Annotated in this window: 13 protein-coding genes; 12 read left to right on the top strand and 1 reads right to left on the bottom strand. The window is 44.5% G+C overall.

Annotated elements, in window-relative coordinates; genetic code table 11:
* The first annotated feature begins 97 nt into the window (after window positions 1-97).
* From pepB to VTH8203_RS08420, 12 genes are all read left to right on the top strand, one after another.
* A complete protein-coding gene (gene pepB, locus VTH8203_RS08475; protein WP_096993279.1) occupies window positions 98-1,396 on the top strand; it encodes an aminopeptidase PepB in 1,299 nt (432 codons plus the stop codon).
* 32 nt (window positions 1,397-1,428) lie between these two features.
* Window positions 1,429-1,854: a nucleoside-diphosphate kinase gene (ndk, locus tag VTH8203_RS08470; RefSeq protein ID WP_088876170.1), complete on the top strand. Its 426-nt coding sequence runs from the start codon at window positions 1,429-1,431 to the stop codon at window positions 1,852-1,854.
* Between the two features lie 188 nt (window positions 1,855-2,042).
* The gene (gene rlmN, locus VTH8203_RS08465) at window positions 2,043-3,182 is read left to right on the top strand and encodes a dual-specificity RNA methyltransferase RlmN (RefSeq protein ID WP_096993278.1); all 1,140 of its coding nucleotides are present in this window, start codon (window positions 2,043-2,045) and stop codon (window positions 3,180-3,182) included.
* 488 nt (window positions 3,183-3,670) lie between these two features.
* Window positions 3,671-4,687 (top strand): cytoskeleton protein RodZ, encoded by a 1,017-nt coding sequence (gene rodZ, locus VTH8203_RS08460; protein WP_096993277.1) that lies wholly within the window; start codon window positions 3,671-3,673, stop codon window positions 4,685-4,687.
* A gap of 9 nt (window positions 4,688-4,696) precedes the next feature.
* Window positions 4,697-5,821, top strand: a complete 1,125-nt coding sequence (ispG, locus tag VTH8203_RS08455) for a flavodoxin-dependent (E)-4-hydroxy-3-methylbut-2-enyl-diphosphate synthase (RefSeq protein ID WP_096993276.1) — start codon at window positions 4,697-4,699, stop codon at window positions 5,819-5,821.
* 26 nt (window positions 5,822-5,847) lie between these two features.
* A complete protein-coding gene (gene hisS, locus VTH8203_RS08450; RefSeq protein ID WP_096993275.1) occupies window positions 5,848-7,116 on the top strand; it encodes a histidine--tRNA ligase in 1,269 nt (422 codons plus the stop codon).
* Between the two features lie 79 nt (window positions 7,117-7,195).
* A complete protein-coding gene (locus VTH8203_RS08445; protein ID WP_096993274.1) occupies window positions 7,196-7,810 on the top strand; it encodes a YfgM family protein in 615 nt (204 codons plus the stop codon).
* A gap of 12 nt (window positions 7,811-7,822) precedes the next feature.
* Entirely contained in the window at window positions 7,823-8,980 is a 1,158-nt protein-coding gene (gene bamB / locus VTH8203_RS08440) for an outer membrane protein assembly factor BamB (protein ID WP_096993273.1), read from the top strand.
* 173 nt (window positions 8,981-9,153) lie between these two features.
* Entirely contained in the window at window positions 9,154-10,635 is a 1,482-nt protein-coding gene (der, locus tag VTH8203_RS08435; RefSeq protein ID WP_096993272.1) for a ribosome biogenesis GTPase Der, read from the top strand.
* 61 nt (window positions 10,636-10,696) lie between these two features.
* Window positions 10,697-11,563, top strand: a complete 867-nt coding sequence (locus tag VTH8203_RS08430) for an alanine--tRNA ligase (protein WP_167385804.1) — start codon at window positions 10,697-10,699, stop codon at window positions 11,561-11,563.
* A 325-nt stretch (window positions 11,564-11,888) separates the two neighbouring features.
* Window positions 11,889-12,908 carry a sensor domain-containing diguanylate cyclase gene (locus VTH8203_RS08425; protein ID WP_096993270.1) on the top strand — a complete coding sequence of 340 codons (1,020 nt, stop codon included), beginning with the start codon at window positions 11,889-11,891 and terminating at the stop codon, window positions 12,906-12,908.
* A 98-nt stretch (window positions 12,909-13,006) separates the two neighbouring features.
* Window positions 13,007-13,240, top strand: coding sequence for a zinc ribbon domain-containing protein (locus VTH8203_RS08420; protein WP_096993269.1), 234 nt, complete (start codon window positions 13,007-13,009; stop codon window positions 13,238-13,240).
* Here the strand turns inward: VTH8203_RS08420 and xseA are convergent.
* On the bottom strand, window positions 13,237-14,610 hold the full coding sequence (gene xseA, locus VTH8203_RS08415) for an exodeoxyribonuclease VII large subunit (protein ID WP_096993268.1): 1,374 nt from the start codon (window positions 14,608-14,610) through the stop codon (window positions 13,237-13,239). The two genes, VTH8203_RS08420 and xseA, sit on opposite strands and share 4 nt — an antisense overlap.
* Window positions 14,611-14,622: the final 12 nt, after the last annotated feature.

The following is a 14,622-nucleotide window of genomic DNA, read 5'->3' as shown; positions in this document are numbered from 1 at the left end:
CCTCTGGGCGGGTCATTGGTATTGTCTCTACATAGTGATAACATCATTTGAATCATAAGAGGCGACAACACAAACAGAATTAAGACAAGGAGAGACCATGTCTAACACAATGTCGGTATTTCTTAGCCAAGAAGCGGCTGCTCCTCAATGGGGCGAAAAAGCGATTATCTCTTTCACTGATACTGGCGCGACCGTACATTTAGGCGAAGGCCACGATTTAGGTGCTATTCAGCGCGCGGCTCGTAAACTAGATGCACAAGGTATTAGTCATGCAACGTTAGCTGGTGAAGGTTGGGATTTAGAGTCCACTTGGGCGTTTTATCAAGGTTATCGCAACTCAAGAAAAACGACACAAGTGACGCTCCCATCTCTTAGCGAGCAAGATGACCAAGAGTTGAACGCTCGTATCAAAGCGTCTGATTGGACCCGTGACATCATCAATAAAAGTGCAGAAGAAGTCGCCCCTCGTCAACTGGCGACAGTGGCGGCAGAATTCATAAAATCGACGGCACCTGAGCACGTTACCTACCGTATCGTAAAAGATAAAGACTTACTGACAGAGGGGTGGGAAGGCATTTTCGCCGTCGGTCGTGGCTCTGACCGTACGTCAGCAATGCTGCAACTCGATTACAACCCAACTGGTGATGAAAATGCTCCGGTATTTGCATGCCTTGTTGGGAAGGGGATTACCTTTGATTCAGGTGGCTATAGCTTGAAGCCTTCTAACTTCATGTCGGCCATGAAAGCGGACATGGGCGGTGCTGGAACCATCACTGGCGGCCTAGGTTTGGCGATCATGCGTGGTTTGAATAAGCGTGTGAAACTGATTCTTTGTTGTGCCGAAAATATGGTCTCTGGTCGTGCGTTGAAGCTTGGTGATGTGATCACCTATAAAAATGGCAAAACCGTTGAGATCATGAATACGGATGCGGAAGGACGTTTGGTCCTCGCCGATGGTCTGATTTACGCGAGTGAACAAAATCCAGAGCTAATCATAGATTGTGCCACGCTCACAGGTGCAGCTAAAAACGCTCTAGGCAATGATTATCATGCGATCATGTCTTTTGATGATGAACTTGCGCATCAAGCGTTAACCAACGCAAATCAAGAGAAAGAAGGTCTTTGGCCGCTACCTCTAGCCGATTTCCACCGTGGCATGTTGCCGTCAAATTTCGCTGACCTTTCTAATATCAGTAGTGGTGATTATTCACCAGGAGCAAGTACCGCAGCGGCATTCTTGTCTTACTTTGTTACTGATTACAAAAAAGGTTGGCTGCACTTTGATTGTGCTGGCACTTATCGTAAAGCTGCGACGGATAAGTGGTCTGCGGGTGCAACTGGCATGGGGGTTCGCACTCTCGCTCGATTGCTTACCGAGCAAGCTCAAACCAAATAACAACTATAGAAACAGAAAGATAAGGAACAATAATGGCCCTAGAAAGAACATTTTCAATCGTTAAACCAGATGCAGTAGAACGTAATCTTATTGGTGAAATCTATCATCGTATTGAGAAAGCCGGTCTAAAAATTATTGCGGCTAAGATGGTTCATCTTACCGACGAGCAAGCGAAAGGTTTCTATGCAGAGCATGAGGGTAAGCCATTTTTTGAGGCGCTACGTGAGTTTATGACCTCTGGTCCTATTATGGTTCAAGTGCTCGAGGGTGAAGATGCGATTGCTCGTTATCGTGAACTTATGGGTAAAACTAATCCAGAAGAAGCCGCTTGTGGAACCATTCGTGCAGACTATGCATTAAGCATGCGTCACAACTCGGTTCATGGTTCAGACAGCCCTGAATCAGCGGCTCGAGAAATTGAGTTCTTCTTTCCGACATCGGAAATCTGCCCGCGTTGATGATTGATTGTGCTCAACACAAGGAGGCTTTCGCCTCCTTTTTTACATTGGGCTTTTGAGCTGTACAAAAAATGTTCACTTATAAATGAATACCTTATTATTTTAAGGTTTTGTAGCGCTTGTTGTAGTCGCCTAAAGGCTGTACAATTCGCGCCCTTAACTAGAATCACCGTCATCGAAGAGGCAACATGACCGCACAAAAAGTCAATCTACTCGATTTTGATCGCAAAGGTATGCGTAAATTCTTCCAAGAGGAACTTGGCGAAAAAGCCTTCCGTGCTGATCAGGTCATGAAGTGGATCTATCACTTCGGCTGTGATGACTTTGAGAAGATGACCAACATCAACAAGAAGCTTCGTGAAAAGTTGATTCGCTTAGCTGAAATCAAAGCACCGACAGTCTCTGAAGCGCAGCATTCATCAGATGGCACCATCAAGTGGGCGATGCGTGTGGGCGATCAAGATGTTGAAACGGTATATATTCCGGATGATGACCGTGCGACACTTTGTGTTTCATCACAAGTAGGTTGTGCATTAGAGTGCAAATTCTGCTCAACGGCACAGCAAGGTTTTAACCGTAACCTTAAAGTCTCTGAAATCATTGGTCAGGTATGGCGCGCTGCTCGTGAAGTAGGTCTTGAAAAAGAGACGGGTCGTCGTCCTATTACCAACGTCGTGATGATGGGTATGGGTGAGCCGTTACTGAATATGAAAAACTTGATGCCTGCACTAGAGATTATGCTAGACGATCTTGGTTTTGGATTGTCTAAGCGCCGTGTGACGGTTTCGACGTCTGGTGTGGTTTCTGGCCTTGATCAAATGACCGGTGAAATTGATGTTGCGTTGGCGATTTCTCTTCACGCGCCAAATGACAAGCTGCGCAGTGAAATTATGCCGATTAACGATCGTTGGGATATTCAAGACTTCTTAGCATCTGTACGTCGTTATATTGCATCATCGAACGCTAACCGCGGTAAAGTTACCGTTGAATATGTGCTTTTAGACCATGTTAACGATGATATGGATCACGCTCGTGAACTGGCCGAATTATTGAAAGATACACCTGCGAAAATCAACTTGATTCCATTTAACCCTTATCCAGGTTCACCTTACAAGAAGCCAAGTAATTCGCGTATAGACCGTTTTATGAAAACGCTTATGCAATATGATTATACAGTGACGGTTCGTAAGACTCGTGGTGATGATATTGATGCAGCATGTGGTCAGTTGGTCGGTGATGTTATCGACCGAACCAAGCGTACCAAGCTATTGGCCGAGCAAAAGGGCGAAGCTATTCCTGTGAAAGCAATTCCTGTGAAAGCGCTTTAAATCGAGAACAAATAAATAAAAACCAAGTATTTGCTTGGTTTTTTTGTATCTGAAAGCGTGGCAGCGAGAAACTCTGATCTTTGCCACAATTTATTGATAAAAAATGCAGTATTAATGGAACAAATATCGTTTTTGTTAATCAAATATTTCAAAACGTCGTCTGAACCTAATAGATAGTGTCAATTTTTGAACAAAAAGGGTTCTATTTACGTCGTTTTACGTTTGCCGATTTTAACTCATGGCTAGAATCGACTATGATGGTCACATCCTGCCGCTGTCTTGTTCCATAACGGGGCGATATTGCGCGAAAATTATAATGAAATTGAGTACTTTGCACTATAGAGACGTGCAGAAGTCAGTAATTTGGTACTATGCTGTAATAACAGTTAGGACGTACGATTTACCACACTATTGACGATACAACACCAAAAAATAAAACGAATTAAGCGTGTCGCGTCATAGTCACAACCAAAAGAAGTACATAATCAATGAGTGCTGAAAAAAATACCGTAGTAGATCAAGTAGAACAACACGAGCCATCCCTTGCTGGAACGATTCTTAAAGAGAAGCGAGAAGCATTAGGGCTCACTCAAAAGCAGATTGCAGATAGATTGCGATTACGCGTTGCCATTATTCAGAAAATTGAAGCCAATGCTTTTGATGGCGAGCAAGTTGCCACATTTACTCGAGGGTATCTACGCTCATACGCTAAAGCGGTGGGTATCGATGAGAAAGAGATCTTGGGTGCTATCGAGCATCATATTGAAGCTCAACATTCTGAACAGCCAATGCAAAGTTTTTCTCAAAAAACCAATAAAGAAAAGCACGATAGCCGTATCATGAAACTCACGTGGGGCATCTTCGTCGTTATTATTGGTATCTCATCGGTATGGTGGCTGCAAAGTCAGCAAAAGGACACCTTATCTGAAATTGCTGATAATACTGATCCAGCATTTCAGGTTGAAGAGCCAACTTCTCCAAAAGTTGTGGCTCAATCAGAGTTAGCTCCCGCGGAAGATGACGTCAAAACGATTGATGTTTCTGCTATTATCGAAGCGCCAGAACAAACAGAAGCGACGACAACAGAGCCAGTGTCGGAGCCAGTTACCAATAAAGATACGTCGGCGCAGCAAGCCGTGGTGACAGAAGCGACGACGACAGAGCCGGTGTCGGAGCCAGTTACCAATAAAGACACGTCGGCGCAGCAAGACGTTGTGACAGATGAAAAGCCGGAATCTGACAAAGAACAATCTAAACCGACAGACGGATTGACAAACCTGACGATGACGTTTACTGGAGACTGCTGGATCCAGTTGAAAGACGCAGATGGCAAAACCATCACGACAGGCATTAAAAAGCAAGGTGACAGTGTTAATGTTAATGGAAAAGCGCCGTTTAAAGTGATTTTGGGCGCACCTGAGAAGGTTTCAATGACATTAGCAAGTGAACCTGTCGACCTTTCTGGGTATACTTCAGGCAAAGTAGCTCGATTCACCTTACCTTAGATAATCAATATGCATCACGAATCACCAATTAAACGTCGCCCATCTACGCGTATTTATGTGGGCGATGTACCTATCGGCGATGGCGCGCCCATTGCAGTACAGTCAATGACAAATACTCGTACGACAGATGTCGCCGCGACCGTCACTCAAATTAAAGCGCTGGAAAATGTCGGTGCAGACATTGTTCGTGTATCTGTGCCTACCATGGATGCGGCGGAAGCGTTTCGCGAGATAAAACAACAAATCTCGATTCCACTCGTTGCGGATATTCATTTCGACTATCGAATTGCACTTAAAGTGGCAGAATACGGCGTTGATTGTTTGCGTATCAACCCGGGTAACATCGGCAACGAAGCTCGTATTCGCTCTGTCGTCGATTGTGCTCGCGATAACAACATTCCTATTCGTATTGGTGTCAACGGCGGTTCGCTCGAGAAAGATATTCAAATGAAGTACGGCGAACCGACGCCTGCGGCACTGGTTGAATCAGCGATGCGCCATGTTGATATTCTCGATCGACTTAACTTTGATCAGTTTAAAGTCAGTGTTAAAGCATCGGATGTCTTCCTTGCCGTTGACTCTTACCGATTACTGGCGCAAAAGATCGACCAACCACTACACTTAGGGATTACCGAAGCTGGTGGAGCGCGTGCGGGCGCAGTCAAATCTTCCGTTGGACTGGGTATGTTATTAGCGGAAGGTATTGGTGATACATTACGTATTTCTTTGGCGGCTGATCCTGTTGAAGAGATTAAAGTAGGCTTTGATATCCTCAAATCATTACGTATTCGCTCTCGCGGTATCAACTTCATTGCTTGTCCAAGTTGCTCACGTCAAGAATTCGATGTGATCGGTACAGTAAATGCGTTAGAGCAGCGTCTAGAAGACGTGATTACACCGATGGATGTATCGATTATCGGCTGTGTGGTGAATGGGCCGGGTGAGGCAGAAGTGTCACATTTAGGCTTGGCAGGCAGCAATAAGAAAAGTGCTTTTTACGAAGACGGTAAACGTCAGAAAGAGCGCTTTGATAATGATGACCTAGTGAATCAGCTCGAAGCAAAAATTCGCGCGAAAGCGTCGATGTTAGATGAGTCAAATCGCATCGAAGTGAATCAAGTAGAAGATAAATAATTTCAACGATATAACGGTATTAAACTGTGGCAAAAACTATTCAAGCAATCCGAGGCATGAACGACTGCCTCCCAACACAATCTCCTCTTTGGCAAAAAGTTGAGAATACAGTGAAGCATGTTGTTAGCGCATATGGCTACAACGAAGTACGTATGCCTATCGTTGAAATGACACATTTGTTCAGCCGTGCTATTGGTGAAGTAACAGATGTGGTCGAAAAGGAAATGTACACATTTGAAGATCGCAATGGAGACAGCCTAACTTTGCGTCCTGAAGGGACTGCGGGCTGTGTTCGTTCAGGGATCGAAAATGGTTTGCTGTACAACCAAGAGCAACGTCTATGGTATATGGGCCCAATGTTCCGTCATGAACGCCCACAAAAAGGCCGCTACCGTCAATTCCACCAATGTGGTGTCGAAGTATTTGGGTTAGACGGCCCTGATGTTGATGCTGAACTTATCATGATGACGGCACGTCTATGGCGTGAACTAGGCATCGCTGAGCATGTACGTTTAGAGTTGAACTCTATCGGTTCTCTAGACGCTCGTGCTGACTATCGCTCTGCGCTGATTGCGCACTTAGAACAGCATATTGAGGTTCTCGACGAAGACAGCAAACGTCGTATGTACACTAATCCATTGCGTGTTCTAGATAGTAAAAATCCAGATGTACAAGCCATCTTAGTGGATGCGCCTGAACTCGCTGATTATCTTGATCAAGACTCCAAGCAACATTTTGCAGGCCTTTGTGAACTTCTGGATGCTGCAGGAATCGAATATACGGTAAACCAGCGCCTGGTTCGTGGTCTGGACTATTACAACCGTACTGTATTCGAATGGATCACCGAAAGCTTAGGCGCACAAGGGACAGTCTGTGGCGGTGGACGCTATGACGGCCTTGTTGAACAACTAGGCGGCAAAGCAACACCAGCGGTAGGCTTTGCTATGGGATTAGAGCGTTTGGTTCTGATGATGGAAACGCTGGAACTAACCGATGTTCGTCGCAGTGTTGATGCCTACGTCGTGACTGCTGGTGAAGGGACCATGATGGCCGGAATGAAGTTAGCGGAATCTCTACGTGAGGCGCTACCGGGGATTCGTGTCATGAACCACTTTGGCGGTGGTAACTTCAAGAAACAATTTAAGCGTGCTGATAAAGTTGGTGCAGTCTACGCTTTGGTTCTTGGTGAGAATGAGGTTGCTGAGAATACGGTCGTGGTCAAAGATTTGCAGGGCGGTGAGCAAGAAACTATTGCTCAAACTGAGTTAGCCGCTAAATTAGCTGATATTATTTAGTTTTAACACTGATGTTGATTGAATATTGAGGCAATGGATCGATCAACATCCGTGATGATTTCTATTAAGAGGACAGGAAGTGGAACTCTACGATTCTGAAGAGCAACAAGTAGAAGCGATCAAAGATTGGTGGAAAGAAAACGGTAAAGCCGTTGTTCTTGGTGTTGTTGTTGGTTTAGGTGGTTTATTTGGTTGGCGTTATTATCAAGATTCGGTAACGTCTACGCAAGAAGCCGCATCTGAGCAGTACACGAAAGTGATTGAAACTATCACGACAAATGGCGCAGATGCCAGTGGTGATGTGCAAGCGTTTATCGATGGTAGCAAAGATACAGAATACAACGTGCTAGCGTCACTGCAATTGGCGAAAGTACAGGTAGAAGCGGGTGAGCTTGAAAAAGCGCTTGAGCAGCTTCAATGGGCTCAGAGTAACACCAAAGATGCGGCAATTGCTCCGCTTGTGACCTATCGTATTGCTCGTCTTATGACTGCAATGGGTAATAACGACGGTGCTGTTGCAGAGCTAGCAACAATCACAAACGAAGCATGGGCTGGTCGTGTTGCTGAGTTACGCGGTGATATTGCTATTCGTGAAGGCGACCGCGATGCGGCGTATACAGCCTACACTGAAGCGCAGCAAGCACAAGATGCTAGCCAAGGGCTACAAATCAAACTGGATGATCTTGCCAAGTAAGGGCCATAACCGATGAATAGAGTTGTCAAGAAAGTACTCCTTTCTATCTCGGTACTGGGAATCCTAGCAGGATGTTCTAGTGAAGAAGATACGGTCATTATGGCGCCATTGCCAAAGGTCCAAAGTGAATTCACACCTCAATCGGTTTGGTCTGCTAGCATTGGTGATGGTGTTGGCCAGTTCTTTTCAAAGCTGTCGCCGATTTATGCTTACGATACCTTGTTTGTAGCAAGTCGTGACGGTGTGGTTAAAGCGATTGATCCAGAAAATGGTAAAGCCCTTTGGGAAGTCGATGTTGCTGGGGATACCTCGGCAAGATTGTCTGGTGGTATTGCAGCTGCTTACCAAAAACTGTACATCGGTAGCGAAAACGGTGAAGTCATCGCATTAGATGTCAAAACCGGTGAAGAGGTTTGGCGTGCAAAAGTTGATGGCGAGGTGCTAGCAAATCCCGTTGCAGATGCCAGCCTTATAATGGTTCATACCAGTCAAGGTTTGTTGGTGGCTCTAGAGCAAACATCAGGTGAAGAGCGATGGGCAATCAGCACTGATGTTCCTAACTTGACTCTGCGTGGTGACAGTGCTCCTGCGACGGTTTCTGGCGGTGTATTCTGGGGTACGGCAAATGGACGTTTGGCTGCGGCCATCGTTGATCGTGGTCAGCTCATTTGGCAACAACCAGTAGGAACGCCAAAAGGGGCAACTGAAATTGATCGTCTTGTTGATGTAGATTCTTCGCCGATCATTTTAGGTGGTACCCTATTTACGGTTGGTTTTAATGGACAACTTATTTCCATTGACCTGCGTTCAGGTAACCCAATTTGGAAGCGTAATTATTCTTCAGCAACTGATATGGCTACGGATAATCGTAGCTTGTTCTTGGTGACCGATAATGATCACGTCGTGGCGGTTGATGCTCGTAGTGGCACAGAACTATGGGAAAATAACCAGCTAGAAAACCGACTACTCACAGCACCAGTGATTATTGATGGATATGTGGTCGTTGGCGATAGTCTGGGCTATTTGCACTGGCTTGACAGAGAGTCTGGTGAGTTTGTCGCTCAGCAACTAGTCAATGATAGTGGCCTTTCTGTTGGACCTACTGAGGTACCAGAGGGCTATGTGCTTGTGACTCGTGATGGTGAAATAAAGAAACTCACCATCAACTAGAAAGCGTGATATAATTCACAAACGGCTCCTGGCTGATCTCAGTTAGGAGCCGTTTTATTGCTGCGAAGCAAAAGGATCTTTTCGAGCTCGGATAGATGGATTAATTTGTGGTTATAGGAAAGCGTGAAAATTTTACCTATAACTACAATTAGAAGATAAGTGTAGAGGTTTATATGGTACCTGTTGTTGCCCTAGTTGGCCGCCCAAATGTGGGTAAGTCAACCCTGTTCAATCGATTAACGCGTACGCGTGATGCTCTTGTTGCGGATTTCCCGGGGTTAACACGTGACCGTAAATATGGTCAGGCAAAACTGGGTGAGCATGAATTCATTGTGATCGATACCGGTGGTATTGATGGCACTGAAGAAGGTGTGGAAACAAAAATGGCGGAACAATCGCTCGCGGCGATTGATGAAGCGGATGTTGTCCTTTTCCTAGTAGATGGTCGTGCAGGTTTAACATCAGCCGATGAAGCGATTGCTCAACACCTACGCAAGATTGAGAAGCCATCTTTCTTAGTGATTAACAAAGTTGACGGTATCGATGCTGACGCAGCCAGTGCTGAATTCTGGCAGTTAGGTGTCGAAGATATGTACCATATTGCAGCTGCGCATGGTCGTGGTGTGACTGCTCTTATTGAGCGCGCACTTAACCCGTTTGCAGAAAGCTTTGTTGAAAAAGGTGAAATTGAAGATCTGACTGAGTTTGAAGACGAAGAAGAAAAACTCGATTACACTGAAGAAGAAGCTGAAGAAGAGTTTAAGCGTCTACAAGATCAACCAATTAAGCTAGCTATTATTGGTCGCCCTAATGTAGGTAAATCAACGCTGACTAACCGCATTCTAGGTGAAGAGCGTGTGGTGGTTTATGACATGCCAGGTACGACTCGCGATTCTATCTATATCCCAATGCAGCGTGATGAACGTGAATATGTTCTGATTGATACGGCGGGTGTACGTCGTCGTCGTAGTATTAATGAAACGGTAGAAAAATTCTCGGTAGTAAAGACGCTAAAGGCTGTGGAAGATGCAAACGTCGTATTACTCGTTATCGATGCGCGTGAAAACATCTCTGACCAAGATTTAAGTTTACTTGGTTTCGCACTAAATTCGGGTCGTTCTATCGTGATCGCAGTGAATAAGTGGGATGGGTTAGACAACGATGTGAAAGAGCACGTCAAGAAAGAGCTAGATCGTCGTCTGGGCTTTGTCGACTTTGCGCGAATCCACTTTATTTCTGCATTACACGGTACTGGAGTAGGCCACTTATTTGAATCTGTACAAGAGGCATACAAATCAGCGACGACTCGTGTCGGTACGTCGGTACTTACACGTATCATGAAAATGGCGACGGAAGATCACCAACCGCCAATGGTTCGTGGACGCCGTGTTAAACTGAAATATGCGCATGCTGGTGGCTACAACCCACCGATCGTTGTAGTACATGGTAACCTAGTTAATGAGTTACCTGATTCATATAAACGTTATTTGATGAACTACTACCGTCGTTCATTGGAAATTATGGGTACACCTATTCGGATTAACTTCCAAAGTAGTGACAACCCATTTGAAGGCAAGTCGAACAAGATGACGCTTTCTCAAGAGCGTAAACGTAAACGCTTAATGACGATGATGAAAGGTCGTCCAAAAAAATAAAGTAAACTATATTGCGCCCGCTGGATACAGTGGGCGTTTTTTATTGCAAAGGAATAACCATATCGTGTTCACCGCAACTAAAGTTCATTTCTGTCATCAAACGTGGCAATTGGATAGTTCGATTCAATTAGTCGACCAACATACTGATTACATGGATATTGTCGTAGAAAATACGCCATTTCATCCAGTGAGCCATATATGGCCAGATCATCCGGCTGATAGAGGCTACTTGATAGCAGCAGACAAGAGAATCGAAGTGATGGATTGCCTTGTTGGTGCGATTGAGCTTGAGACACAAACTCTATACGTTGGCAGTGCTATTCCCGTAAAGCGAGATAGTGATGGTTGGGTGTTCGTTGTTGTCCATCGAGTAACGAAAAACGCCGAGCTTTTTGTCGGTCAAACAATTTCTTTAGAAGTGGATAAAGCCTACCAAGAGAGTTTGAGTAGAGGTCATAGCGCGGGACACATTGCATCTTTGGCGTTAAACAAAGTGTTGGCGGCCTCTTACTGGAGAAAAGAAGCCGATCGCAAAGATGGTTTGGGTCACTATGATTTTAATAGCTATGCTCAGGAACAGAGCTTAATATCGCCAAATAACTGCTTTGACCGATATCGTTTAGGAAAAACATTGAAGAAGCGGGGGTTGAACACCACAGAAGTGGTCAGTGACCTACAACGAATTGAAGAGCTGACCAATCAGCAACTCTTAGACTGGCTCCAGTCGCCTTCTGAAGTTGATATGCAACTAGAAGGTCCGTACTTGACGAGCTCTAGGTACTGGCACTGTACTTTGGATGGTGTTGATGTTGTTATGCCTTGTGGAGGCACGCACGTAAATCATATGAATGAGTTTTCCGAACTCAAAATCGAGTTAAAAGCGATAGATTCGTCTTATATCGAAATGCATACCCGTGTAAGTCTCTAATTCAGCAAATGATCGTTTTTTATTATTCTGATTCGGTGGTTTTTTGAGCTGTTTTTTGGTGTTATGTGCTGATTTAAATCCAAATGCAGAATATGTAACTTATGCTTTCGGTATGTGGTTATATAAATGTTCTTTTTAGAGCAGATCGCTGATCAGGTTAGATTAAGGGGAAGATCTGGGAAGGATCTATCACGAAGCATCATAGTTATTCGCACTATTGAAAATACGACTAAATATTAAACTGGTCAATAGATCATCTATCCGTACGTTGTGTTATTATACATCAAACACGCATACTCAATAATAATGACAATGCTGCGGACTTATGACGAAAGATTTGCTGATAGATGCCCATAAGGGCATGAATTTACTCTTGAAAGAGCTTGCTCTAGGGTTACCCAAAAACCAGCTAGAGAAGCGAATAATCAAGTTAACCGAGCGCCTTTTTAAGGATAAAAGGGCCTCTATACTGACGTTAAATCAAGACACACATCGATTGTACAGTACCTCTGCTCCAAATTTACCTGACTTTTATAATGAGGCTATTGACGGGATCGAGATAGGAGAAGGTGTAGGATCATGTGGAGCCGCTGCGTATCTTAAATGCACATTCATTGTGCAGGACGTTACGGAACATGCAAATTGGCAGCCTTTTGCTGACCTAGCAAAACGTGCCGAAATCGGAGCATGCTGGTCGGTGCCTGTCATTTCTACTCAGGAGCATGTACTGGGTACATTTGCACTTTATAGCGCCATGCCCTCAGAGCCTCATGCCATTGAACTCGAAATTCTAGAATCTATCGCTGCTGTCTATTCTGTTGCTTTAGAAAAGTACGCACTAGAAGATAAGCTTAACTATCAAGCCAAGTTTGATTCACTAACTCATTGCTTAAATCGCAGGGCTCTATTAGAGAGAGTCGAACAAAGCCATTGCTTTCAAGGTCACTTTCTTGGGTGCTTTTTTATTGATATCGATAAGTTCAAGCAAGTAAACGATATCTATGGACATCAATTTGGTGACCAAGTATTGGTTGCCGTGGCTCAGAAATTACAGTTATTACTCCCGGTTCAAGCACTATTAGGCCGATACGGTGGCGATGAGTTTCTCGCTTTTAGCTGCTTTCCAAGCCAGGAAGACGCTAGATCATTCTACGAGACACTACAATCAGAGCTAAATACGCCGGTCACTTTAGAGGACACCAATATTGGTGTGAGTGTTGGCTTTGCGACTAAGGAATGCTGTTCTGATATCACCATAGATCAATTGATTCGCTCTGCAGATAACGAGATGTATAAAGTCAAACGCAAAGCTAAACTGGAGAGTTTATTCTTATCTCGCTGTTAACGGTTTCTATCATTGTTGTTGAGCAACGGATGTCTAGAATCCGCAAAAGGTTCGGGATAGAATGCCAACATTAACATCTACTAATGTTTGGGTGAGATATGAATTTTGCAGATAATGAGTGTCCAGATTGCAACACGGCCTTGAATTGGGATGGGCAGTACTTTTGTAAACAGTGTACAAAGCACTTTAGTAAAGTAGGCTATTGTCCAGACTGTCAAAATGAAATGGAAAAGCTTCAGGCATGTGGGGCCGCGAATTACTTCTGTAACTCATGCAATGAGCTGAAATCCAAATCACGCGCTCGGTTTGAATTTAAACCCACTAGCGCTTAGTTAGTTTTGATCTCAGTGACAGTAGAATGAATCTTGCCGTGTTCAACCTGAGTCGTTATTGTCGTGCCCAGTTGAATCGAATCCGCTTGAGTAATGACATTACCACTTTCATCTTGAGTAATGGAGTAACCGCGTTTTAGCGTAGCGAGAGGGCTGACGGTATCTAGCTTTCCTACACTCAAAGCAAACTTGTGTTTGGTGGTTGCTAGCTGCCGTTGCATGGCCTGCTCCAATCGGTTTTCCAACTGGTTAAGACGATGTGATTGCTGTGCAAGGCGAGTAACCGGAGACTGCAAAGTTAACCTGTGAAGCTTGTTAGTTAATCTAAGCGTCTCTTGAGATAGGCGTTGCTTTATCGCCGAATTGAGCCGATATTCAAATTCGTCCAATCGCTGACTTTGACGTTGTAGATGATGTTTCGGATGTTTATGGCTTAGATCTTGCATCAAGGCTGATAAACGCTGTTTCTGTTCCGATAGATAAATTCGAATCACGTTCCGTAAGCGCTGTTCTCTGGTGACCAAAGATTCATGCTTATGAGATGTATCGTTACTGATTAACTCTGCGGCCGCACTTGGTGTAGGCGCACGCATATCCGCTACATAGTCTGCGATGGTGACATCTATCTCATGACCCACGGCGCTAATAATGGGTATTTGGCTTGCGGCGATGGTTCTTGCAACAATTTCATGATTAAAACACCATAAATCTTCGAGAGAGCCACCACCACGTCCGACGATTAACACATCACATTCGTTACGGCTATTTGCTCGGCCGATGGCTTGAGCAATGTCAATAGCAGCATTATCACCTTGAACTGTCGTTGGATAAATCACAACGGGCAGAGAAGGATCCCGTCTTTTCAACACATCCAAAATGTCAAACAACGCGGCTCCTGTTTTGGATGTAATGATACCAACGCGTTTAGGGTGACTAGGAAGAGGCTTCTTCAAAGATTGGGCAAACAGACCCTCAGCAGCAAGTGACATTTTCAAGTGTTCAAACTCTTGCTGAAGTCGACCATCCCCCTCAGGTTGCATCGATTCGATGATAAGTTGATAGTCGCCTCTAGGCTCATAAAGAGAGAGTCTTGCTTTCACTAAGATTTGATTGCCATTGGCTGGTTTGAATGTGACGCGACGATTGTTACCACGAAACATAGCGCATTTAACTTGAGCGCGAGCGTCTTTAAGAGTGAGGTACCAGTGGCCAGAGACAGGAGCAGAAAAGTTAGAAATTTCACCTACTAACCACACAATCCCCATTTCGTTTTCTAATAATAAACGAACTTCAGAGTTCAGGCGTGACACCGTGTAAATGTTTTGATTATTAGAGCTAGAACTAGAGCTTGATCGCGAGGATAGGGGCACAGCTAATCCCAA

It is taken from the genome of Vibrio thalassae (assembly GCF_900089835.1).
In the GTDB taxonomy this organism is placed as follows: domain Bacteria; phylum Pseudomonadota; class Gammaproteobacteria; order Enterobacterales; family Vibrionaceae; genus Vibrio; species Vibrio thalassae.
This window is presented reverse-complemented; position numbering and strand designations above follow the sequence as displayed.